Origin of the sequence: Streptomyces sp. NPDC042638 (assembly GCF_040647235.1) — a bacterium.
In the GTDB taxonomy this organism is placed as follows: Bacteria; Actinomycetota; Actinomycetes; order Streptomycetales; family Streptomycetaceae; genus Streptomyces; species Streptomyces rameus.
Window position 1 is genome coordinate 87,191 of sequence record NZ_JBEZBT010000002.1, and the last position, 21,995, is coordinate 109,185.

17 protein-coding genes, 1 tRNA gene and 1 pseudogene are annotated in these 21,995 nt (G+C 71.5%); 9 read left to right on the forward strand and 10 right to left on the reverse strand.

The window, feature by feature from the left end:
* The first annotated feature begins 114 nt into the window (after positions 1 to 114).
* Entirely contained in the window at positions 115 to 726 is a 612-nt protein-coding gene (locus AB0B40_RS01990; protein ID WP_345050578.1) for a TetR/AcrR family transcriptional regulator, read from the forward strand.
* A 32-nt stretch (positions 727 to 758) separates the two neighbouring features.
* Here AB0B40_RS01990 and AB0B40_RS01995 read toward each other — a convergent pair whose 3' ends face one another.
* Together AB0B40_RS01995 and AB0B40_RS02000 are read right to left on the reverse strand one after the other, a co-directional pair.
* A complete protein-coding gene (locus tag AB0B40_RS01995) occupies positions 759 to 1,640 on the reverse strand; it encodes a hypothetical protein (RefSeq protein ID WP_345050580.1) in 882 nt (293 codons plus the stop codon).
* A 77-nt stretch (positions 1,641 to 1,717) separates the two neighbouring features.
* On the reverse strand, positions 1,718 to 3,481 hold the full coding sequence (locus AB0B40_RS02000) for a beta-galactosidase family protein (RefSeq protein ID WP_362262156.1): 1,764 nt from the start codon (positions 3,479 to 3,481) through the stop codon (positions 1,718 to 1,720).
* 137 nt (positions 3,482 to 3,618) lie between these two features.
* Between AB0B40_RS02000 and AB0B40_RS02005 the strand changes: the two are divergent.
* The 7 genes and pseudogenes from AB0B40_RS02005 to pyk form a co-directional block, all read left to right on the forward strand.
* Positions 3,619 to 4,491 (forward strand): annotated as a pseudogene (locus AB0B40_RS02005) (AraC family transcriptional regulator); the annotation flags it as partial.
* A 51-nt stretch (positions 4,492 to 4,542) separates the two neighbouring features.
* Positions 4,543 to 4,893, forward strand: coding sequence for a chorismate mutase (locus AB0B40_RS02010; protein WP_345050969.1), 351 nt, complete (start codon positions 4,543 to 4,545; stop codon positions 4,891 to 4,893).
* A 1,015-nt stretch (positions 4,894 to 5,908) separates the two neighbouring features.
* Entirely contained in the window at positions 5,909 to 8,401 is a 2,493-nt protein-coding gene (gene pepN, locus AB0B40_RS02015) for an aminopeptidase N (protein ID WP_345050586.1), read from the forward strand.
* A 108-nt stretch (positions 8,402 to 8,509) separates the two neighbouring features.
* Positions 8,510 to 9,334 (forward strand): NAD(P)H-binding protein, encoded by an 825-nt coding sequence (locus tag AB0B40_RS02020; protein ID WP_345050589.1) that lies wholly within the window; start codon positions 8,510 to 8,512, stop codon positions 9,332 to 9,334.
* Between the two features lie 184 nt (positions 9,335 to 9,518).
* Positions 9,519 to 10,895 carry an aminotransferase class V-fold PLP-dependent enzyme gene (locus AB0B40_RS02025; RefSeq protein ID WP_362262161.1) on the forward strand — a complete coding sequence of 459 codons (1,377 nt, stop codon included), beginning with the start codon at positions 9,519 to 9,521 and terminating at the stop codon, positions 10,893 to 10,895.
* Entirely contained in the window at positions 10,892 to 12,304 is a 1,413-nt protein-coding gene (locus AB0B40_RS02030; RefSeq protein ID WP_345050594.1) for a SidA/IucD/PvdA family monooxygenase, read from the forward strand. The genes AB0B40_RS02025 and AB0B40_RS02030 overlap by 4 nt, the downstream gene beginning before the upstream one ends.
* A 199-nt stretch (positions 12,305 to 12,503) precedes the next feature.
* The gene (gene pyk, locus AB0B40_RS02035; RefSeq protein WP_362262164.1) at positions 12,504 to 13,940 is read left to right on the forward strand and encodes a pyruvate kinase; all 1,437 of its coding nucleotides are present in this window, start codon (positions 12,504 to 12,506) and stop codon (positions 13,938 to 13,940) included.
* A gap of 151 nt (positions 13,941 to 14,091) precedes the next feature.
* On the opposite strand, the gene AB0B40_RS02040 is transcribed toward pyk, so the two are convergent.
* Positions 14,092 to 14,164 (reverse strand) — tRNA-Leu (locus AB0B40_RS02040).
* A gap of 102 nt (positions 14,165 to 14,266) precedes the next feature.
* Here AB0B40_RS02040 and AB0B40_RS02045 point away from each other — a divergent pair.
* Complete coding sequence (locus tag AB0B40_RS02045; RefSeq protein ID WP_345050599.1) at positions 14,267 to 14,923, forward strand: response regulator; 657 nt, start codon at positions 14,267 to 14,269, stop codon at positions 14,921 to 14,923.
* A gap of 68 nt (positions 14,924 to 14,991) precedes the next feature.
* Here AB0B40_RS02045 and AB0B40_RS02050 read toward each other — a convergent pair whose 3' ends face one another.
* The 7 genes from AB0B40_RS02050 to AB0B40_RS02080 all read right to left on the reverse strand — a co-directional run.
* Positions 14,992 to 15,708: an ABC transporter ATP-binding protein gene (locus AB0B40_RS02050; protein ID WP_345050602.1), complete on the reverse strand. Its 717-nt coding sequence runs from the start codon at positions 15,706 to 15,708 to the stop codon at positions 14,992 to 14,994.
* Complete coding sequence (locus AB0B40_RS02055; protein WP_362262168.1) at positions 15,705 to 16,649, reverse strand: ABC transporter ATP-binding protein; 945 nt, start codon at positions 16,647 to 16,649, stop codon at positions 15,705 to 15,707. The genes AB0B40_RS02050 and AB0B40_RS02055 overlap by 4 nt, the downstream gene beginning before the upstream one ends.
* A 5-nt stretch (positions 16,650 to 16,654) precedes the next feature.
* Complete coding sequence (locus AB0B40_RS02060; RefSeq protein ID WP_345050606.1) at positions 16,655 to 18,481, reverse strand: branched-chain amino acid ABC transporter permease; 1,827 nt, start codon at positions 18,479 to 18,481, stop codon at positions 16,655 to 16,657.
* A 5-nt stretch (positions 18,482 to 18,486) separates the two neighbouring features.
* On the reverse strand, positions 18,487 to 19,416 hold the full coding sequence (locus AB0B40_RS02065) for a branched-chain amino acid ABC transporter permease (RefSeq protein ID WP_345050609.1): 930 nt from the start codon (positions 19,414 to 19,416) through the stop codon (positions 18,487 to 18,489).
* A gap of 111 nt (positions 19,417 to 19,527) precedes the next feature.
* Positions 19,528 to 20,763, reverse strand: coding sequence for a branched-chain amino acid ABC transporter substrate-binding protein (locus AB0B40_RS02070; protein WP_345050611.1), 1,236 nt, complete (start codon positions 20,761 to 20,763; stop codon positions 19,528 to 19,530).
* 291 nt (positions 20,764 to 21,054) lie between these two features.
* Positions 21,055 to 21,687: a Tat pathway signal sequence domain protein gene (locus AB0B40_RS02075; RefSeq protein WP_345050613.1), complete on the reverse strand. Its 633-nt coding sequence runs from the start codon at positions 21,685 to 21,687 to the stop codon at positions 21,055 to 21,057.
* Positions 21,684 to 21,995 (reverse strand): hypothetical protein (locus AB0B40_RS02080; RefSeq protein ID WP_362262173.1); only part of this gene is annotated, 312 nt, incomplete at its 5' end. The genes AB0B40_RS02080 and AB0B40_RS02075, both read right to left, overlap by 4 nt.

Sequence of the window (21,995 nt, forward strand, 5' to 3'; positions counted from 1 at the left end):
CCCGCCTGTCCCCGACCGGACGACTGGGCAGGCGCCGTTGCATGTCCGCCCCCAGAGCCCCCGCACGACGACCGGGCAGCACCCCCGGCGACCGCGGCAGACCACAATGGGTGCGTGCCGACCAAGAAGAAGCCACAGCCGACCGCGGCGGCGGCCCGGCGCGGCGAGCTCCTCCGCACCGCCGCCGAGGTCTTCGCCGAGCACGGCTACGACGCCACCACCGTCCGCAGGATCGCCGACCACGCCGGCATGCTCGCGGGCAGCCTCTACTACCACTTCGACTCCAAGGAGTCGATGCTCGAGGAGATCCTGCGGACCTTCCTCGACGAGCTGTGGGAGGGCTACGACACCGTCCTCGCCTCCGGACTCGGGCCCCGCGAGACGCTGGAGGCGCTGGTCACCGAGTCCTTCCGGGAGATCGACCGGCACCGTGCCGCCGTCGCGATCTACCAGAAGGAGAGCAAGCAGCTCGTCGCCCAGGACCGGTTCGTCTTCCTCGCCGAGTCCCAGCGCCGGTTCGAGAAGGCGTGGCTCGGCACGCTGGAACGCGGGGTCGCGGACCGGGTCTTCCGCGCGGACCTGGACGTCCGGCTCACCTACCGGTTCGTGCGCGACACCGTGTGGGTCGCCGCCTCCTGGTACCGGCCCGGCGGCCGGCACAGCCCCGAGGAGATCGCCCGGCAGTACCTGTCGATGGTGCTGGACGGGATCGCCGTACGCGCATAGCCCTCTCCCGCGAGGAAGCCGCGACGGCCGCCCTACGTATCGCACTCCAGCACGGTCCGGCACAACGCGCACCGCGCCCGCACCCGCCCCCGGACGGGCACCCTGATCCGCTGGTGGCAGGTCGGGCAGGGAAAGGAGACCCGCAGCTGGCCGGCGGGATCGGCGGCGAAGGCGTAGGGGGCCGCCGGCGGGGCACCGGAGGCGTGCCGGCGGTCGTGGGCGTAGCGGCGGCGGCCCGTCCAGCCGGCCGCCGTCAACGGCGGCTGCTGTCCGTCCCGGCGCGCCCGCGCCATGCCCTTGACGTAGGCGGTGTGGGCCTGCGGGCTGGTGAACCACACACAGGGGTCCTCGTGGAACAGCAGCGCCCGCTTGGCCAGGACGTAACCGAACTCCTCCGGGGTGAGATAGCCGAGCTTCTGCGACGAGACCGCGTCCTCCCGGTAGGCGTCCAGCAGCAGCCAGCCCGCGCCCAGGTAGGCCGTCGTGGTGTCCGTCAGGATCTCGTTCTCCGCCGTGGTGGGGAACGCCAGACCCAGGCGGTGCAGATAGACGTGCGCCACCTCGTGGGCGAGCGCCGCCCCGATGTCCCTGCGGTGGGTGCGGAAACGGTCGTTCAGCTCGACGAAGTACTCCGGGCCCGCAGCCAGTTCGACGTTCGCCGCGTGGGTCATCTCGCGGAAGCCGACGATCAGCCGCGCGTCCGGCAGCCGGAAGTGCCGCACGATCTCGCGGGCCACGCGCTGCGCGCCCAGATGCAGGTCGTCGACGTCACAGAACGCCACGTCGGCGGGGGCCACGCTGACCGAGAACGTCTCGATGGTGTCCCGGGACAGGCGCCGGTACAGCGCGGTGACGGCGGCCCGCACCGTCTCCAGGTGCGGGTAGCCGTGCTCGACCGGTCCGCCGTTCGCCACGTCGGCACCCCCAGATGACGCCGGAACTCCCTCCCACTGTAGGCGGGAGAGGCCGTACACAGGGGGCGAACGCCGCGTCACACAGGCCGCAGGCGGGGCGCCGGCAGGCCCGTGGCCGCCCCGTCCGGCGCGTCCAGTTCCAGCAGCCACACCTCGTTCTCGCCCTCCCGCAGTACCGGACCGGGCACGTACAGCGACCGCTGGGGGCCCGCCGACCAGTAACGGCCCAGGCCGAAGCCGTTGATCCAGACGAACCCGCGCGTCCCGCCCGGCAGCTCCAGCCGGGCGTCGCCGGCCCCGCGGACCGTGACCGTGCCCCGGTACAGCCCCGGCGCCCCCGCCCGGGGCAGCGCACCGAAGGGCACCGCCCCGACACCGCCGGCGAACGCGTCCAGGTCCAGCCCACGCGCGCGCACCCCGTGCAGATACTGCCGTTCGTGCAGGACGCCGCCGGTGACGCCCTTCGCCTCGCCTAGGCGCGGCCCGTAGTTCACCCGCCCCAGGTTCTCCACCCACAGCTCCACGCGCGCGGGGCCCGCGACGGGCTCCCTCAGCCGCGGTTCCTCCTCCGTGAGCACCCCGGCCCGCTCACCGTCCACGTACACCACGGCCAGGTCCCGCAGCCCGCGCACGGTCAGCTGGTAGGGCCGGCGCGGGCCGGGCACACCGACCTCGTAGCGGACCAGGCCCCGGGTGACCCCCAGCTCCTCGAACGTGGGCGGCACGGCAGTGACCGTCTCCGGGCCGCCCAGTGCCTCCAGGACGGCCGGCAGGGGCGCCCAGCCCCTGAGCGCCGCCTCGGCCGGGGCGCCCAGCACGTCGGGCCGCGGCGGCAGGCCGGGCAGCGGGCCGGCCCGGCCGGCGGACAGCAGCTCGCGGAAGCGCCAGAACTTCTCGGTGGGGCGGCCGTACTCGTCCACCGGCGCGTCGTAGTCGTACGAGGTCACGTCCGGCTCCAGGGGACCGTCGTGCAGATCGCCACCCCGGTTGGCGCCCGCCCAGCCGCCGAAAGCCGTGCCGCCGTGCGCCATGTAGAGGTTCACCGACGCCCCGCACTCCAGGATCTCGCGCAACGCCCCGGCGGCGTCCTCCGGATCCCGTACGGCGTGCTCACCGGCCCAGTGGTCGAACCAGCCGCACCAGAACTCCGTGCACATCAGCGGGCCCCGGGGACGGTGGCGGCGCAGTGCGTCGAAGGCCTCGCGCGCGTGGGAGCCGAAGTTCACCGTGGCCAGCACGCCGGGCAGCGACCCCCCGGTCAGCATGTGGTCCTCGGGGCCGTCCGAGGTGAACAGCGCGGCCGTGACCCCGCCCGCGCGCAGCAGACCGGCCAGCTCCTCCAGATAACGGGTGTCGCTGCCGTAACTGCCGTACTCGTTCTCCACCTGGACCATGATCACCGGGCCGCCGCGGTCGAGCTGGCGGGGCACGATCTCGGGCAGCAGCCGACCCCACCAGTCGCGGACGTGGCACAGAAAGCGCTCGTCACGCGTACGCACGCGCGTGCCCGGCTCACCCGTCAGCCACGCCGGCAGCCCGCCGTTCTCCCACTCGGCACAGCTGTAGGGACCCGGCCGCACGATCGCCCACAGGCCCGCCTCGCGCACCGCGTCCAGGAACCGGCCGACCGCCCCCACGTCCCGGCACACTCCGGGGCGCGGCTGGTGCAGATTCCACGGCACGTACGTCTCCACGCAGTTCAGGCCCATCGCCCGCAGCATCGCCAGCCGGTGCCCCCACTGGGCCTCGTGCACCCGGAAGTAGTGCAGCGCCCCGGACAGCAGCCGTACCGGGCGCCCGTCCAGCAGGAAGCCCGATTCCCCCACCGTGAACTCGCTCATGCGCCCCAGCGTCACCTCTTCCCGTGACCAGCACCATGGACGAAGATCGGCGCTGCTTGGACAAACGTTCCGCGGGCGCGGTCCCTGCGTCCGCCCGCCCGGCCCGCAGGAGTCCGCCGACACCGTCAGGAGCGCCGATGTACCGGACCTGGATGCGGTTCTTCAGCCCCGGCCCCGCCCACCAGCGCCTCGGCCTGGTCTGCCTGGGCGTCGGCCTCCAGCACGGCGCGCTGCCCACCGTCGGCCCCCGGACCCTCGACCACCACGTGGCCGTGGTGATCCGCTCGGGCGCCGGCTGGTACCGGGCCGCCGACGGCCGCCGTACGACCGTCACCGCGCCCGCGCTGCTGTGGCTCACCCCCGGCGTGCCCCACCACTACGCGCCCGACCCCGACACCGGCTGGGACGAGGGTTTCGTCGACTTCACCGGGTCCGCCACCGCGGCCTACCGCGAACTCGGCTACATCGAACCCGACCGGCCCGTCGTCCCCCTCTCCGACGCCTCCGGGCCCCGCACGGTCATCACCCGCATCGCCCGCGCCGCCCGGCGCGGCAACCCCCTGCTGGAGGTGGAGACCGGCGCCGCCGTCCACGAACTCCTCGTCGCGCTGCGCCGCGCCCGCGCCGACCTCGCCCCCGACGGCGACCAGGTGCTGGCGGCGCTGGCCCGGGACGCCTGCACACCGATGAGCGTCGCCGACCACGCCGCCCGGCACGGCATGACCACCGCCGAACTGCGCGGAGCGGTCCGCCGGGCGGCCGGATGCAGCCCGAAGGACTACCTGCTGGGCATCCGCCTCGGCCGGGCCAAGGAACTCCTCGCCGCCACCGAGCTGCCCGTCGCGGCCGTCGCCCGCCGCGTCGGCTACGACGACCCCGCCTACTTCTCCCGGCTGTTCACCCGGCGCGTGGGCGTCGCCCCCGTCCGGTTCCGCGCCCGGCAGGGCCGCACCGTCCCCGGCGGCTGGAGCGACCGCGTCCCGGACCCCGGTGATCCGCCGGTGATCCAGTCCTCGGACACGCCGTGGACCGGCCCGGCCCAGCGCATAGGGTTGACCCTCATGACCACCAGCAACACCGGCACCGGCGCCGTGGACCCCGACGTCCGCCACGAACTGGATCGGCTGCGCGACAGCATCGACAACATCGACGCGGCCGTCGTCCACATGCTCGCCGAGCGTTTCAAGTGCACCCAGCAGGTCGGCCGGCTCAAGGCCCTGCACCAGCTGCCGCCCGCCGACCCGGCCCGCGAGGCGAGGCAGATCGACCGGCTGCGCCGCCTCGCCGAGAACGCCAAGCTCGATCCGGCGTTCGCCGAGAAGTTCCTGAACTTCATCATCGCCGAGGTCATCCGGCACCACGAGCGGATCGCCGAGGACACCCACAACGGCCGCCCGACCCACGGGGACTGACCGACAGCCGACCAGGACGAGTGGATACCGGCCAGGCGCCGGCCGGGAGCGGCCAGGCGCCGACCGGGGAGCGGCCGGGGGCCGAGTGGATACCGGCCAGGAGCGGGCCGGGCGCCGACCGGAGCGAGCAGGGGCCGGCGGGAGCGGCTGGGCACCGGCCGGAGCGCCCATGGCGGAGACCGGTCAGGTGTCGGCCGGGAGCGGCCAGGGTCCGAGCGGAGACCGGCTAGGAGCCGACCGGAGCGACCAAGGGACCGTCGCCGGGCTCCGGCCGGGAGCCGACCGGAGCGACCAAGGGACTGTCGCCGGGCTCCGGCCGGGAGCCGACCGGCCACCGGCCGGAGCGACCCGGGGCCGACCATGGGCCGAGTGGAGACCGGCCAGGTGTCGGCCAGGAGAGGCCAGGCCGAGTGGATACCGGCTAGGAGCGGGCCGGGCGCCGGCCGGAGCGACCAGGGGCCGGCGGGAGCGGCTGAGCACCGGCCGGAGCGCCTATGGCGGAGACCGGTCAGGTGTCGGCCGGGAGCGGCCAGGGGCCGAGTGGATACCGGCCAGGTGGCGGCCGGGCACCGACCAAGGGCCGGCCGGAGAGCGGCCAGGCGCCGACCGGACACCGGCCAGGGGCCGAACGGAGACCGGCCAGGAGCCAGCCGGGCATCGGCCAGGCGTCGGCCGGGCGCCGACGGGAGCGGCCAGGTGTCAGCCGGAGGACCAGGTCGGCCGGGCGCAGGCCGGTCGTTGACCGGAGCGACCAGGCGCCGACCGGGGAGCGACCAGGGGCCGATCGGGCGTCGGCCGGGCGCCGACCGGACCGGCCAGGCGTCGGCCGGGCGCCGGCCGGAGAGGCCAGAGGCCGACCCGAGGGCGGCCAGGGGTCGGCCGGGGAGTGGGCTCCCCGGCCGGGGTGGGCGGGGGTGTGGTCGGTGAGGGGGCCGGCCCGGGGAGCATGGCCGACAACAGCCTCGTACCGGCCCACCCCTGTGCGCTGTCGGCCCCATCAGGCAGCATGGCCTGCATGTCCGTTCTCACGCGCGACGAAGCGCAGCTCCGAGCACAGTTCCTCGATGTCCACCGGTACACGGTCGAACTGGACCTCACCACCGGTGACGAGACCTTCGACTCCCGTACCGTGATCCGGTTCACCGCCCGGTCCGACGGGAACACGTTCGTCGAACTGAAGCCCGCCGAACTGCGCAGCGTCACGCTCGACGGACAGCCCCTCGACCCGGAGTCGCTGAACGAGGACCGGCTGCCGCTGAAGAACCTCACCGCCGGCGAGCACGAGCTGCGCGTCCACGCGGTCATGCGCTACTCCCGCACCGGCGAGGGCATGCACCGCTTCACGGACCCCAGCGACGGCGAGACCTACGTCTACACCCAGATGTTCATGGACGACGTCCAGCGGATCTTCGCCGCCTTCGACCAGCCCGACCTCAAGGCCGTCTTCGACGTCTCGGTCACGGCGCCCGAGGGCTGGACCGTCCTCGCCAACGGCGTCACCGCCCGCCGCGCCGACGGCGTCTGGCAGTCCGCGACCACCCCGCCGATCTCCACCTACCTGGTCGCCGTCGCCGCCGGCCCCTGGCACTCGGTGCGCACCGAGCACCGCGGACTGCCCTTCGGCATCCACTGCCGCCGCTCCCTCGCGCCCCACCTCGACACCGACGCCGACGAGATCCTCGGCATCACGCGCGCGTGCTTCGACCGCTACCACGAGAAGTTCGAGGAGCCCTACCCCTTCGACTCCTACGACCAGGCGTTCGTCCCCGAGTTCAACGCGGGCGCCATGGAGAACCCCGGCCTGGTCACCTTCCGCGACGAATTCGTCTACCGCTCCGCCGTCACCGACACCGAACGGCAGACCCGCGCCATGGTCATCGCGCACGAGATGGCCCACATGTGGTTCGGCGACCTCGTCACCCTCAAGTGGTGGGACGACATCTGGCTGAACGAGTCCTTCGCCGAGTACATGGGCTACCAGACCACCGCCGAGGCCACCCGCTTCACCGACCCCTGGACCGAGTTCGGCGTGACCCGCAAGGCCTGGGGCTACGACGCCGACCAGCGGCCCACCACCCACCCGGTCGCCCCCGAGAACGTCGACGACACCGCCTCCGCCCTGCTCAACTTCGACGGCATCTCCTACGCCAAGGGCGCCTCCGCGCTGCGCCAGCTGGCCGCCTGGCTCGGCGAGAAGGACTTCCTCGCCGGCATCAACACCCACTTCAAGCGGCACAAGTTCGGCAACGCCACCCTCGCCGACTTCATCGACTCCCTCGCCTCGGCCACCGACCGCGACGTGCCCGCCTGGGCCGACGACTGGCTGCGCACCACCGGCGTCGACACGCTCACCCCGGTGATCACCGCCGCCGACGGCACCTGCACGCTCACCGCCGACCGCACGGGCAGCCGCCCGCACCGCCTCAGCGCCGGCCTGTACGACCACGACATCGCCGACGAGGGCCGGCTGGTGCTGCGCGAGCGCATCGACCTAGACGTCCCGCAGGCCGCCCCGCAGCCCATCGGCAAGCGCCCCGCGCTGGTCCTCCTCAACGACGGAGACATCACCTACGCCAAGGTCCGCTTCGACACCACGTCCTTCGAGACGGTCCGCACCGGCCTGTCCGGCCTGCCCGACCCGCTGACCCGCGCGGTCGTCTGGAACGCCCTCCGGGACGCCGTCCGCGACGGCGAGCTCCCACCCGCCGCCTACCTGGAGACGGCCCGCGCCCACCTCCCGCGCGAGACCGACCTGGCCGTCACCCAGGGCGTCCTCGCCTTCGCCGCCGGCCAGCTCACCGAGCAGTACCTGGCACCGCAGGACCGGCCGGCCGCCCTGGCCACCCTCACCTCCCTCTGCCGCGACCTGCTGCGGCGCACCGAGGACGGAGACCACCCCGGCCTGCGGCTGATCGCCGTACGGCACCTGATCGGCGTGGCCGCCCACCCGGAGACCATCGCCGCCTGGCTCGCCGACGGCACCGTGCCCGGCGGACCGGAACTCGACCCCGAGCTGCGCTGGCACATCCTCGCCCGGCTCGCCGTCCTCGGCGCCACCGACGAGGACGCCATCGCCGCCGAACTGGCCCGCGACCCGAGCGCCACCGGCCAGGAAGGCGCCGCCCGCTGCCGCGCCGCCCTGCCCGACCCGGCCGCCAAACGCGCCGCCTGGGAGGCGATGTTCACCCGCGACGACCTGTCCAACTACCTCTTCACGGCCACCGCACAGGGCTTCTGGCAGCCCGAACAGGCCGAACTGATCCAGGAGTACGTGCCCCGCTTCTACCCCGATGCGGTCGCCCTCGCCGCCCGCCGCGGCCCCGCCATCGCCGTCGCCGCTGGCCGCTGGGCCTTCCCCGCGCACGCCGTCGACGCCGAGAACCTGCGGCTCGGCGAGGAGTGCCTGCGCGACGCCGAGCTCACCCCGGCGCTGCGCCGCACCCTCGCCGACCGCCTCGACGACCTGTCCCGCGCGCTGCGCGTACGGGGCGGAGGAACACCGGAGTAGGTCCCGCGACGTAGGGCGTGGCTGGTCCCTGCCGACGATGCGGGGGACCGGCCGCCCTCCTAGGCTCGGACGGTCACCGACCGACACCCGCCCCATGGAGGCAGCCCCGTGATCGTAGTGACCGGCGCGACCGGCAACGTCGGCCGTGCTCTCGTCGACCGTCTCCTCGCCGCGGGACAGCCCGTCCGCGCCCTGACCCGCGACCCCCGGCGGGCCGCGCTGCCCGGGCAGGCCGAGGTCGCGCGGTTCGAGCCGGACGACCCCGCCGCCATGTTCGCCGGGGCGACGAAGCTCTTCCTGTACGCACAGGCCGCCACGCCCGCGCTGACGGCCGCGGCCCGCGACCACGGGGTGCGGCACGTCGTCCTGCTCTCCAGCGGCATCATCCAGGAAGGCGCCGACGAGACCCACCCCATCCACGTCATGCACGCCACCGCCGAGCGGCACGTCCGTGACAGCGGGCTCTCCTGGACGTTCCTGCGCCCCAACGCCTTCGCCACCAACGCGCTCCAGTGGAGCCCGCAGATCCGCACCGGCGACACCGTCCGCGGCGTCTTCGCGGACGGGCTCTCCGCCCCCATCCACGAGGACGACATCGCGGCCGTCGCCGAACGCGCCCTGCTCGACGACGGACACGCGGGCGTCGCCCACCGGCTGACCGGGCCCGCGGCGGTCAGCAACGCCGGACAGGTCGCCGCCATCGGCGAGGCGCTCGGCAGAAAACTGACGTTCGTGGAGACCGACCCGGCCGAGGCGGGCCCGGAACTCTTCCCGCACGTGCCGCCGCAGATGCTCGAACGACTCCTGGAGACCTTCGCGGAGACCGTCGGCGTACCCCCGGAGATCACCGGCACGGTGGAGAAGACCACCGGCACCCCGGCCCGCACCTTCGCCCAGTGGGCCCACGACCACGCCGGGGACTTCCGGGCCTAGCCGACAGCGCACGGCCACCCGCGCGAACGGGCCCGCCCGGCAGGGCAGTACACACTTTCGGGTTCCGTTCACCGGGCTTACGGGACACGGGGCTCTCTTCCGGTACAAGCTGGAACTCCACCCACAAGCCGGCAGCCCCGGGCCCCGCGGCCCACCGGGCGAACCGCGCCCCGGAGGAGAGCCCATGAGCGGAGGAGACGTCCCGAGCGCGCCGCCGCTCGCCTCGGGCGCCGACGGCCCCGACGCCCTGCGCCCGCTCCTCGCCACCGTGCTCGACGCCCTCGCGGCCGGCCGCGGCGAGCGCGGCGGCCCGCTGCCCCCCGGCGGACCCCGGGCCGTCACCGCGCGCGTCGCCGACGCCCTCGGCGACGTCCTGCCGGACACCGGCGACCCGGACGCCCTGCGCACCCTCGTCCAGGCCCTCGCCGCAGGCGCGGCCGACCCCGCCGACCCGCTCTGCGCGGCCCATCTGCACTGCCCGCCACTCGCCGTCGCCACCGCCGCCGACCTCGCCGCGAGCGCCCTCAACCCCTCCCTGGACTCCTGGGACCAGGCCCCGGCCGCCTCCGCCATGGAAGCCGCCGTCGCCCGCACCCTCGCCCGCACGGCCGGGCTCGCCGACGCCCTCGTCACCACCGGCGGCACCGAGTCCAACCAACTCGCCCTGCTGCTGGCCCGCGAGGCCCACGGCACAGACCTGCGCCTCGTGTGCGGCGCCGCGGCCCACCACTCCCTGCCGCGCGCCGCCTGGCTGCTCGGCCTGCCCGACCCGGTCGTGCTCCCGGCACCCGCCGGCACCCTCGACCCGGCCGCCCTCGACGAGGCCCTCACCGCACTACCCGGCCCCGTACTGGTCGCCGCCACCGCCGGCACCACCGACGCCGGCCTCATCGACCCCCTGCCCGAGATCGCCGGCCTGTGCACCGCCCACGGCGCCCGGCTGCACATCGACGCCGCCTACGGCGGCGGCCTCCTCTTCAGCGACCGCCACCGTGACAGACTCGCCGGACTCGAAGCCGCCCACACCGTCACCCTCGACCTGCACAAACTCGGCTGGCAGCCGGCAGCCGCCGGCCTCATCGCCGTCGCCCGCCCCGGCGAACTCGCCGCACTCCACCAGCGCGCGGACTACCTGAACGCCGACGACGACACCGAAGCCGGACTCCCCGACCTGCTCGGCCGCTCCCTGCGCACCACCCGCCGCCCCGACATCCTGAAGATCGCTGTCACCCTGAAGACACTGGGCCGCAGCGGACTCGGCACCCTCGTCGACCAGGTCTGCGCCCGGGCCCGCGAGTTCGCCGCACTGATCCGCGAGCACCCCGGCTTCGAGCTGTACGACCGGCCCGCCATCAGCACCGTGCTGTTCCGGCCGGCCGGCACCGACGACGCCCACGTGGCCGCCGTACGCCGACGGCTGCTGCACGAGGGCCTGGCCGTCCTCGGCCGCGCCCGGCTCGGCGGCCGGCTCTGGCTCAAGGTCACCGTCCTCAACCCCCACACCCGGCCGGACGACCTGGCCCACCTGCTCAAACTCGTCGAAGGAAGCACCCCCGCATGACCCACCCCCAACGCCACGAGCCGGACTCCCCACGCGACCTGGTCGGCATCGGCATCGGCCCCTGCAACCTCTCCCTCGCCGCCCTCGCCCACCCCCTCGCCGAACTCGACGCCGTCTTCTACGAACAACGGCCCGGCTTCGACTGGCACCCCGGACTCCTCATCGACGGCGCCACGATCCAAGTGCCCTTCCTCGCCGACCTGGTGACCCTCGTCGACCCCACCAGCCCCTGGAGCTTCCTCAGCTACCTCAGAACCCGCGAGCGACTCTTCCCCTTCTACTTCGCCGAGCGCTTCCACATCCAGCGCGCCGAATACGACGCCTACTGCCGGTGGGTCGCCGAAGCCCTGCCCGGACTGCGCTTCCGCCACCAGGTCGACGCCGTCCGCTGGAACCCCGACCGCGACGTGTTCGAGGTCGACCACACCCAGCTCGACGCCGACGGCGAGGCCGAGGCCCTGGGCCGGACCTACACCCGCAACATCGTCCTCGGCGTCGGCACCACCCCCTACGTGCCCGACCCCCTCCGCCCCCTGGTGGACGCGCCCGGCGTGCCCGTCGTGCACGCCGCCGACTACCTCGGCCACCGCGACTCCGTCCTCGCCGCCGAGCACATCACCGTCGTCGGCTCCGGACAGTCCGGCGCCGAGGTCTTCCTGGACCTGCTCAGACACCGCCCCGCCGGCCGCGAGAAACTCCACTGGATCGGCCGCACCGAGGCATTCGCACCGATGGAGTACTCCAAGCTGGGCCTGGAGCACTTCACACCGGACTACACGCGCTACTTCCACGCCCTCACCGAGCCCGTCCGCGACCGGCTGGTCCGCGCCCAATGGCAGCTCCACAAAGGCATCGACGCCGGCACCCTCGCCGCCATCCACGACGAGCTGTACCGGCGCACCCTGCACGGCGGCTGGCCCGACGCCGTCCTCATCCCCGGCGTCCGCGTCCGCACCGCCGGCCGGATCGCCACCACCAAGATCGAACTGCACCTGGAGCACCTCCAGCAGGACAGCCGCTCCCGGCTCACCACCGACGCCGTCGTCCTCGCCACCGGCTACCGCGAACGCCCCCTCACCCGCCTCCTCGCCGGGCTCGACCCCTACGTCCGCCGCGACAGCAGCGAACGCCCCCGCATCGGCCACGACTTCCGCCTCGTCCTGGACCCCTCGGTCACCGGCTCGGTGTACGTGCAGAACGCCGAACTGCACACCCACGGCGTCGGCGCCCCCGACCTGGGCCTGGCCGCCTGGCGCAGCGCCACCATCCTCAACTCGGTCACCGGAAAGGAGCCGTACCCGCTGCCGTCCCGCACGGCCTTCACCTCCTTCGGACTCGAGGACCCGGCGGACCGGGTACCGTCGGCCAGGCAGCCCAAGCGGCTCACCCCGCTCGTCGAGGGGCTCTAGAGACCGGCGCTCGACACCTAGATTCATCCTTTACATGACCTACGACACCAGGTTCGGGAAATCGCGATCTGGTGACCATCGCTCATAGGAGCGGGCCGCCGCACAATTCAACACTTGTCAACAGCCCTTTGCCCAATGTCTGTTGAGTAGTCACACGAGCCCAATTCTCTACCCGCGGGTAAGGCATAGGCTCGGATTCATGCGCCGAGCAAAGATCGTCTGCACTCTGGGGCCCGCCACCGACTCGTACGACCAGATCAAAGCACTCGTCGACGTCGGAATGGACATCGCCCGGTTCAACCTCAGCCACGGCACTCACGCCGAACACGAGGAGCGCTATCAGCGCGTACGAAAGGCCGCCGACGAGACCGGCCGGAGCGTCGGAATCCTCGCCGACCTTCAGGGTCCGAAGATCCGGCTCGGCCGCTTCCGCGAAGGACCGGTACTCCTTGAACGCGGCGACACCTTCACCATCACCGTCGAGGACGGCGCCGAGGGCGACCGCCACCAGTGCGGCACCACCTACGCCGGCCTCGCCACCGACGTCACCCCCGGCGAACGCATCCTCGTCGACGACGGCAAGGTCTGCCTGGAGGTCACCGCCGTCGACGGCCCCCGCGTCCGCACCCGGGTGGTCGAAGGCGGCGTGGTCTCCGACCACAAGGGCCTCAACCTCCCCGGCGTCGCCGTCTCCGTCCCCGCCCTCTCCAAGAAGGACGAGGACGACCTGCGCTGGGCGCTGCGCACCGGCTTCGACGTCATCGCCCTCTCCTTCGTCCGCAGCGGCGACGACGTCAAGGACGTACACCGGATCATGGCCGAGGAGAGCCGCCGGCTCCCGGTGATCGCCAAGGTCGAGAAGCCGCAGGCCGTCGCCAACCTCGACGGCATCGTGTCCGCCTTCGACGGCCTCATGGTGGCCCGCGGCGACCTGGGCGTCGAGATGCCGCTGGAACAGGTGCCGATCGTCCAGAAGCGAGCCGTCAAACTCGCCAAGCGCAACGCCAAGCCCGTCATCGTCGCCACCCAGATGCTGGACTCGATGATCGACAACTCCCGGCCCACCCGCGCCGAGGCCTCCGACGTCGCCAACGCCGTCCTGGACGGCACCGACGCGGTGATGCTCTCCGGCGAGACCAGCGTCGGCAAATACCCCGTCGAGACCGTCCGCACCATGGCGAAGATCGTCACCGCCGCGGAGGAGGACATGCTCGCCAAGGGCCTGCCCCCGCTGACCGAACTGAACAAACCACGCACCCAGGGCGGCGCGGTCGCCCGGGCCGCCGCCGAGATGGGCGACTTCCTCGGGGCGAAGTTCCTGGTCGCGTTCACCCAGTCGGGGGACACCGCCCGCCGGCTCTCCCGCTACCGCTCACCCATCCCCCTGCTCGCCTTCACCCCCGAACCGGCCACCCGCTCCCAGCTCAGCCTCACCTGGGGCGCGGAGACGTTCCTCGGCCCGCACGTGGAGTCCACGGACGCCATGGTCGAGCAGGTGGACGAACTGCTGCTGAAGTACGGCCGCTGCCAGAAGGGTGACGTCGTGGTGATCACGGCGGGCTCCCCGCCCGGTGTCTCCGGCTCGACCAACATGGTCCGGGTCCACCACATCGGCGAGGACGACAGCCCCAGGTGACGGCGGTCGCGGCCCCCCAGCGGGGCCGGCACCGAAGTCGTACACGTGACCACACTCGGCCACTGGACGCCGGCCCTTGCGCCGAAAAGCGGAGCACCACGCGAACGTGATACTCCGCTTGCAAGTCGCGACCTTGTAATCTAAGGAAAAGTGCCCCGGGTGGGATTTGAACCCACGCTGTCGGTGGTTTGAGCACCGTGCCTCTGCCGCTGGGCTACCGGGGCTTCCTGCAAAACGAAGGTCCAGGAGCACCCTCCGCGCGTCCACCATACCGTAGCTAGGTAGGCTCTTGTCAGCAGTACCCCTGCCCTGAACGAGGAGCCCCCGTGACCGCCGAGTCGCCCCAGCCCGTAGACGCGCCCGACGACGACAAGTCGCACGTGCCTCCGCTGACGACCCGTGTCGTCATCGCCGAGGACGAGGCCCTGATCCGGCTCGACCTCAAAGAGATGCTGGAGGAGGAGGGGTACACGGTCGTCGGCGAGGCCGGGGACGGTGAGCAGGCTGTCGAGCTGGCCCGTGAGCACAAGCCGGACCTGGTCATCCTGGACGTGAAGATGCCCAAGCTGGACGGCATCTCCGCGGCCGAGAAGATCGCCGAGGAGTCCATCGCGCCGGTCCTGATGCTCACCGCGTTCTCGCAGCGCGACCTCGTCGAGCGCGCCCGGGACGCCGGTGCCATGGCCTACCTGGTCAAGCCGTTCAGCAAGAGCGATGTCGTCCCGGCGATCGAGATGGCCGTCTCCCGGTTCACCGAGCTGAAGCAGCTGGAAAAGGAGGTCGCCGACCTCTCCCTGCGGCTGGAGACCCGCAAGCTGGTCGACCGTGCGAAGTCCGTTCTGCAGACCGAGTACGGCCTGACCGAGCCGGCCGCGTTCCGCTGGATCCAGAAGACCTCGATGGACCGCCGTATGTCGATGCAGCAGGTCGCCGAGGCGGTCATCGCGGACAACGACGAGAAGAAGTCCGCGAAGAACGGCTGAGCACCGTACGCGTACGGGGAGGCCCGTGCCCCGGAGAAGGGGGCGCGGGCCTCGCCGTGTACCGGAGGTCAGTCCTCGCCGAGGTAGGCCTTGCGGACCGACTCGTCGTGCAGCAGGTCCTGGCCCGTGCCGGACAGGACGATGTTGCCGATCTCCATCACATGGCCCTGGTCGGCGAGCGAGAGCGCCGCCTGGGCGTTCTGTTCGACCAGCAGGATCGTGGTGCCCTGGGACTTCAGCTCGGCGATCGTCGCCATGATCTTCTGCATCATGATGGGGGACAGGCCCATCGAGGGCTCGTCCAGCATGAGCAGTTTCGGCTGGGACATCAGCGCCCTGCCCATCGCGAGCATCTGCTGCTCACCGCCGGAGAGGGTGCCCGCGGCCTGCTTGCGGCGCTCTCCGAGGATGGGGAAGAGGTCGTAGGCGCGCTGGATGTCCTTCTCGATGCCGGGTTTGTCGTTGCGCAGGAAGGCGCCGAGGCGCAGGTTGTCCTCGATGCTCATGCGCGGGAAGATGTGCCGCCCCTCGGGGGAGTGAGCGAGGCCGAGCGAGACGATCTGGTGGGGCGGGACCTTCTTCAGCGACCTGCCGTTGAATCTGATCTGCCCGCCGACCGGCTTCAGCAGTCCGGAGAGGGTGCGCAGGGTGGTGGTCTTCCCGGCGCCGTTGGTGCCGATGAGGGTGACCACCTGACCGGCCTCGACCTTGAAGGAGATGCCTTTGACGGCTTCGATCTTGCCGTAGGCGACCCTCAGGTCCTCCACTTCGAGCAGTGCGGTCATCGGTCGTTCTCCTTGGCGGGCGCGGGGTCCGTCGTAGTCCCGGGCTGGGCCTTTGCGGTCTCGGTCTGGACCTCGGCGTGTGCCTCGGCTGCCTCCACCTCGGCCACCTCCTCGGCGCCGGGCGCGTTCTCGAAGGGTTCGCCGAGGTAGGCCGCGATCACGCGTTCGTCGCCCTGGACGGTGGCGCTGTCGCCCTCGATCAGCTTCTCGCCCTGGACGAGCACGGCCACGCGGTCGCAGAGGTTGAAGATGAAGCGCATGTCGTGCTCGATGACGAGGACGGCGATGCCCATGTCGCGGATGGCGAAGACCAGTTCCTCGGTGGTCCGGGTCTCCTGCGGGTTCATGCCGGCCGTGGGCTCGTCGAGCAGCAGCAGGCCGGGTTCGCTGGCCAGCGCGCGGGCGATCTCCAGCTTGCGCTGTTCGCCGTAGGGGAGGTTGCGGGCGAGGTGTTCGGCCTTGTGGTCCAGGCCGACGAACCGCAGCAGTTCCATGGCCCGGTCCTTGGACGCCTTCTCGGCCCTGTGGAAGCCGGGGCCGCGCAGGACGGCGGACCAGAAGCCCTCTTTGGTGCGGGTGTGCCGGCCGACGAGCACGTTCTCCAGGACGGTCATGTTGGCGAAGAGCCGGATGTTCTGGAAGGTGCGGGCGATGCCGGCGGCGGTGACCTTGAAGGATTTGGGCGGCAGAAACTCGCCCTTGTAGCGGACCTCGCCCTCGGTGGGGATGTACAGGCCGGTCAGGCAGTTGAAGAAGGTGGTCTTGCCGGCTCCGTTGGGGCCGATGAGGCCGACGATCTCGCCGGCGTTGACGGTGAGGTCGACGCCGCGTACGGCGGTCAGGCCGCCGAAGCGCATGGTGACGCCGCGGGCGTCGAGGACGGTTTCGCCGGGGGTGGCGGGCGCGGCGGGGGTGTCCTTGGTGGTGGTGTCGGTGGTCATGGTGGTCAGGCCCCCGCCTTCGTCAGGAGGGTGGGCGCTTCCGCGTCTTCGTGGAACTCGAGCTGGCGGCGCCGGTTGGGGATGAGGCCCTCGGGGCGGAATCGCATCAGCAGGATGAGTGCGAGGCCGAAGGCGAAGAGCTGGTAGTTGCCGAGGAACTGGAGTTTGTTGGGGATGAGGAAGAGCAGGGCCGCGCCGATCAGGGGGCCGCTGATGGTGCCCATGCCGCCGAGGACGACGGCGGCGAGCAGGAACGCGGAGTTGGGCGGGATGGGGCCGGCGAACAGGTACTGCTCGGGGGTGACGGTGTAGGTGACGTGGGCCTGGACGGTGCCGGCGAGACCGGCGAGGGAGGCACCGACGGCGAAGGCGATGAGTTTGACGCGGAAGCCGTTGATGCCCATGGCGAGTGCGGCGGTCTCGTCCTCGCGGATGGCGACCCAGGCGCGTCCTATGCGGGAGTTGCCGCTGCGGCGGAAGACCAGCACGACGATGGCGGTGATGACGAGCATCAGGAAGAAGTAGTTGGCGAAGCGGCCGATGGTGAAGCCGCCCATGTCGTGCTGGGCGCCGAAGTCGAAGCCGAGGACGTCGAGGTTCGGGATGGAGGAGACGCCGTTGGAGCCGTTGGTGATGTCGGGTCCGGAGGTGCCGTCCAGGTTGTTCGCGGTGATGCGGAAGATCTCTCCGAAGCCGAGGGTGACGATGGCGAGGTAGTCGCCGCGCAGGCGCAGTGTCGGGGCGCCGATCAGTACGCCGAAGACCAGGGAGGCGGCGGCGCCGACGAGGACGGCGGCCCAGAACGGGAAGTGCACGTGGAAGGGTGAGCTGGGGGAGCCGGAGACCAGGGAGGCGGCGTAGGCGCCGACGCCGAGGAAGGCGACGTATCCGAGGTCGAGGAGGCCGGCGAGGCCGACGACGATGTTCAGGCCGAGGGCGACGGTGGCGAAGATGAGGATGTAGACGCCGAGGGTCGCGTACTGGTCGTTGGTCTGGGTGAAGGGGAACAGTGCCGCGGCGGCGAAGGCTCCGCAGATGGTGATGTTCTGGTGCCGTGAGGTGATCTGCGAGGCGTGTGCGATGAGGCCGGCCTTGTTGAGGGCGGCGAAGCCGAAGCCCGCGGTGATCAGGAAGCCGACGAACAGTTCGTCGTACTCGGTGCCGATGCCGTAGGTGAAGACGACCAGGCCGAGTGCGAGGACGGCGACGATGATCAGGATTTCCGCGTACGAGGGCAGGGCGGGCACGGGCCGGGGCGGACCGGCGGCGAAGACGGCCTTGGTGGTCTCCCACTTGTACGCGGCCGTGTGCCTGAACTTCTCCCAGCCGGTGTCGTCGGGGTCGGCCGGGTCGGGCTGGGGGCGCTGGAAGGGCAGGGCGAGCGCGCCGGTCAGGGCGGTGAGGCTGCTGACGGCGACGAGGTAACCACCGGGTTCGAGGTTGACGACTCCGCCGAGTTCGGTGCTGATGGCGATGATCGTGTACCAGCTGGTGGCGAAGGTCGCCAGGGTGGCGAACTTCAGGGCCGCGTCGGGGCCGGCGGGCGCCAGCCGGCCCAGGCCGCGGATGCCGTAGGAGGCGAGTGCGAACAGGGTGGCGATGAGTGCGCCGATGAGGACGAGGACCTGGAGGCCGCCCGGGTAGCCGTAGACGGTGAGGTCTCCGGGGAAGTCCGCGGTCCACGTCCAGGCGAGGAAGGTGGAGACGATCGTCAGGGCGCTGCCGCCGAGGGCGAGGGCGCGGGCGGCTTTCTCGGGCAGCGGGAGCAGGCCGGTGGGGGTGTCGGCGTTGCGGGCGCCGGGGGTGTCGGGTGCGGTGGTCTGTGTGGTCATCGGTCTCACGCCCTGTCCGCGACGCGCTCGCCGAGCAGGCCCTGTGGCCTGAACAGCAGTACGAGGATGAGGAGTACGAAGGCCCAGACGTCGGCCCAGGACTGGCTGCCGAACTTGTCCATGCCGGGGATGTCGGCGATGTAGGCGGTGGCCAGGGTTTCGGCCACGCCGAGGACCACGCCGCCGATCATGGCGCCGTAGATGTTGCCGATGCCGCCGAGGACGGCCGCGGTGAAGGCCTTGAGACCGAGGATGAAGCCCATGCGGAAGTTGATCTCGCCGTACTTCAGGCCGTAGGCGACGGCTCCGACGGCGGCGAAGGCGGCGCCGAGGGCGAACGCGATCACGATGATGCGGTCGGTGTTGACGCCCATCAGCTTGGCGGTGTCCGGGTCCTGGGCGGTGGCCTGCATGCCGCGGCCGGTGCGGGTCTTCATCACGAAGTAGGCGAGGATCGCCATGCTGATCGGGGCGGCGGCGACGAGGAAGATGTCGCCGGTCTGGATCGTGACGCTGCCGATCTCGAACGGGCCGCCCTCGATCTGCGGGAAGGTGCGCGCGGACTTCGCCTCGGGGTACCAGGCCCACACCGCCTGCTGGAGAGCGAGGGAGAGGCCGATGGCGGTGATCAGGGGCGCGAGGCGTGGGGCGGTGCGGAGGGGCCGGTAGGCGAACCGTTCCGCCCCGACGGCGATGGCGACCGCGACGATGACGGCACCGATGATCATCAGTGGCAGTGCGAGCCACATGCTGGTGCCGCCGGGGAGCCAGAGCCAGACGGTGAGAGCGCCGAACGCTCCCGTCATGAATATCTCGCCATGGGCGAAGTTGATGAGCTGGACGATGCCGTAGACCATTGTGTAGCCGATGGCGACCAGCCCGTACATGGATCCTAGTAGCAGGCCGTTGACCAGCTGCTGCGGCAGTTCGTTCACCGCATGTCCTCCGAGCGTTCGGAAAGTGCGAGGGATGTGGCCGGATGCGAGTGCGCGCGGGGCGCCAGTGGAACAGCGCCCCGCGCGGCTCTTGAGTGGTTCAGGCGTGGATCAGCCGGTGTAGGTACCGGACTTGACGGGAACCCAGGCACCGTTCTTCACGGCGTAGACGGTGAGCTGCTTGTTGGTGGCGTCGCCGAACTCGTCGAAGGAGACCTTGCCGGTCACGCCGTCGAAGGCCACGCCCTGCATGGCCTCGGTGACCTTGGCGCGGGCGTCGGAGGGGAGCTTGCCGCCGTTCGCGTCGACGACCTTCTTCACGGCCTCGATGACCGCCCAGGCGGAGTCGTAGGCGTAGCCGCCGTAGGCGGAGTAACCCTCCTTGTAGCCGGCGGCCTTGTAGTCGGCGACGAACTGCTTGGCGGAGGGCAGGTCCTCGACCGGGGCGCCGACGGAGGTGGCGAGGTCGCCGGTGGCCTCGGAGCCGGCCAGCTTCATGAAGGTGTCGTCCTTGATGCCGTCGCCGCCGACGAGCGGGATCTTGGCGCCGGCGGCCTTGATCTGCTTGCTGAGCGGGCCGGCCTGCGGGTACTCGCCGCCGTAGTAGACGACCTCGGCACCGGAGTTCTTCACCTTGGTGGCGACCGCGGAGAAGTCCTTGGCGTCGGGGTTGATGTGCTCGGTGCCGACCACCTTGCCGCCGAGCTTCTTGTACTCCTCGGTGAAGGTGGCGGCGAGGCCGGAGCCGTAGGTCTTCTTGTCGTCGATGACGAAGACCTTCTTCTTCTTGGCCTCGTTGTAGACGTACTGGGCGGCGAACGGGCCCTGGATGGCGTCGGTGGTCGCGGTGCGGAAGTACGACTTGTACCCGCGGACCTTCTTGTTCTGCCAGTCCGCGCCCTGGGTGAGGGCGGGGCCGGTGTTGGCGGGGGAGACCTCGACCAGTTTGGCGTCGTCGAAGACCTTCTGCATCGACTCGGCCACGGAGGAGTTCAGCGGGCCGACGACACCGAGGACCTCCTGCTCGCCGACGAACTTGGAGGCGTTCTGCTGCCCGGCGGACGGCTGGGCCTGGTCGTCGAGGGCTTCGATCTTGAAGGTGACGCCCTTGACGAGGTTCTGCTTGTTGGCGTTCTTGGTGGCGAGGTCCGCCGAGTTCTTGATGCCGAGGCCCATGGCGGACAGGTCGCCGGTCAGGGGGGCGTCGACGCCGATGACGACGGTGGTGCCGCCGTTGCCGGAGTCCGAGCCCTTCTTGTCGCCGCTGTCGCGCGAGCCGCAGGCGGTGAGGGTGAGCGCTCCCGCCGCCAGCGCGGCGGTGATGGCGATAAGCGAACGTTGACGCACGATCAGTCCTTTCCCCAGGCACAACCGCCTCCCCGTGGAAGCGGCCGAGTCGCGCGCCGCGCTGAAATTTGACTATACGAAGGCGCGGTGACTGGCCGTGACTCTAAGCGTGTGTGGGGAACGTGGAGGAGTGTCTGGCCGAGGCTGTGACGCTCTTGTTATGACACGGCGTATTGCACAGCGGTACACCGTGGGCGGGAAGGCGGAATTCAGGTGGATTCGCGACGTCCGCATTCTGAGAACCCGCAGGACTCGCCATGATCAAACCAGGCGTCTCGGCTGTTTTGCTGATTACCTATGTCTGTTGCTGCAGGCGACTTCCAGGGCCTGGGAGAGGTGCTGTGCGTAGCGGCGGCCCAGGATGAAGCTTTGCTCCTGTATTGCGCGCGCATTACGCAGAGTTACGTCGAGGAAAGGGAGGCTGGCGTTCCTGGGGGCTTTCCCGCATTTCGTGACGTGCATCGTTATCGTGATCTTGCGGGCGGAACCGGCCCTTGTCTGGAACGGAACTTGGGGTTCCGTCGTCAGGTTCAGTCCCGCGTACGGCTGGGTCACCCGCGTCACGGTGACGGGCGGTCCCGATGTCACGCTCAGTAGGACGGCGAAGCTGAAGCTGCGCGGCGGCGCGTGTGCGGGGGCGGGCCGGCCGTCGAGATAGGTGACGTACGCCGCCTCGACGGGGTACGGCACCTGCGCGCGCGGGCGTTGGGGGCGCGGCGGCTCTTGCGGACGGGTGGCGCGGAGGTACCCGCCGCCTGCCAGCAGCACGGCCGCGGCGAGCAGGGTGAAGGTGATCCGCCGGTGGCGGGCGCACCACGCCGTCAGAGCCGTACGCGCCCGCCCCGCCGGCCGCGGGTCCCGCGGGGGCCGGCCGTCCCACGCGCGCGTGCCCTCACCGGGCTCCGGCGGACCGATCCCGCTCATGACCACGGGCTTCCGGTCGGGGCGCCGTGGCGATAGCGCGCGGCACAGGCCGTGCGCGCCCGATGCCTCATCAACTCATCGGCTGCGGGGCGCCCTTGGCGCCGTCTGACGGCCCGTCCGGCGTCCACGACGTCCATCAGGATCTCGTACTGCCCGTGGGACAGACCCATCGACTGGTAGTCGCCGTAGGTGGCGCCGTCCAGTGCCTCGCGCGCCCAGTGGACGACCAGTCGGGCACACAGGCCGGCGTCGGAGGCCGGGGCCGGGGCGGTGGCGCCCGCGGGGTCGGTGGAGCCCGCGGGGGCGGG

What these genes read in the sequence shown, in the direction of transcription:
- AB0B40_RS02075 (WP_345050613.1), bottom strand. Translation starts at nt 21,687, where the DNA reads ATGAGCGGGATCGGTCCGCCGGAGCCCGGTGAGGGCACGCGCGCGTGG.
- pepN (WP_345050586.1), top strand. Translation starts at nt 5,909, where the DNA reads ATGTCCGTTCTCACGCGCGACGAAGCGCAGCTCCGAGCACAGTTCCTC.
- AB0B40_RS02030 (WP_345050594.1), top strand. Translation starts at nt 10,892, where the DNA reads ATGACCCACCCCCAACGCCACGAGCCGGACTCCCCACGCGACCTGGTC.
- pyk (WP_362262164.1), top strand. Translation starts at nt 12,504, where the DNA reads ATGCGCCGAGCAAAGATCGTCTGCACTCTGGGGCCCGCCACCGACTCG.
- AB0B40_RS02050 (WP_345050602.1), bottom strand. Translation starts at nt 15,708, where the DNA reads ATGACCGCACTGCTCGAAGTGGAGGACCTGAGGGTCGCCTACGGCAAG.
- AB0B40_RS02010 (WP_345050969.1), top strand. Translation starts at nt 4,543, where the DNA reads ATGACCACCAGCAACACCGGCACCGGCGCCGTGGACCCCGACGTCCGC.
- AB0B40_RS02000 (WP_362262156.1), bottom strand. Translation starts at nt 3,481, where the DNA reads ATGAGCGAGTTCACGGTGGGGGAATCGGGCTTCCTGCTGGACGGGCGC.
- AB0B40_RS02025 (WP_362262161.1), top strand. Translation starts at nt 9,519, where the DNA reads ATGAGCGGAGGAGACGTCCCGAGCGCGCCGCCGCTCGCCTCGGGCGCC.
- AB0B40_RS02055 (WP_362262168.1), bottom strand. Translation starts at nt 16,649, where the DNA reads ATGACCACCGACACCACCACCAAGGACACCCCCGCCGCGCCCGCCACC.
- AB0B40_RS02060 (WP_345050606.1), bottom strand. Translation starts at nt 18,481, where the DNA reads ATGACCACACAGACCACCGCACCCGACACCCCCGGCGCCCGCAACGCC.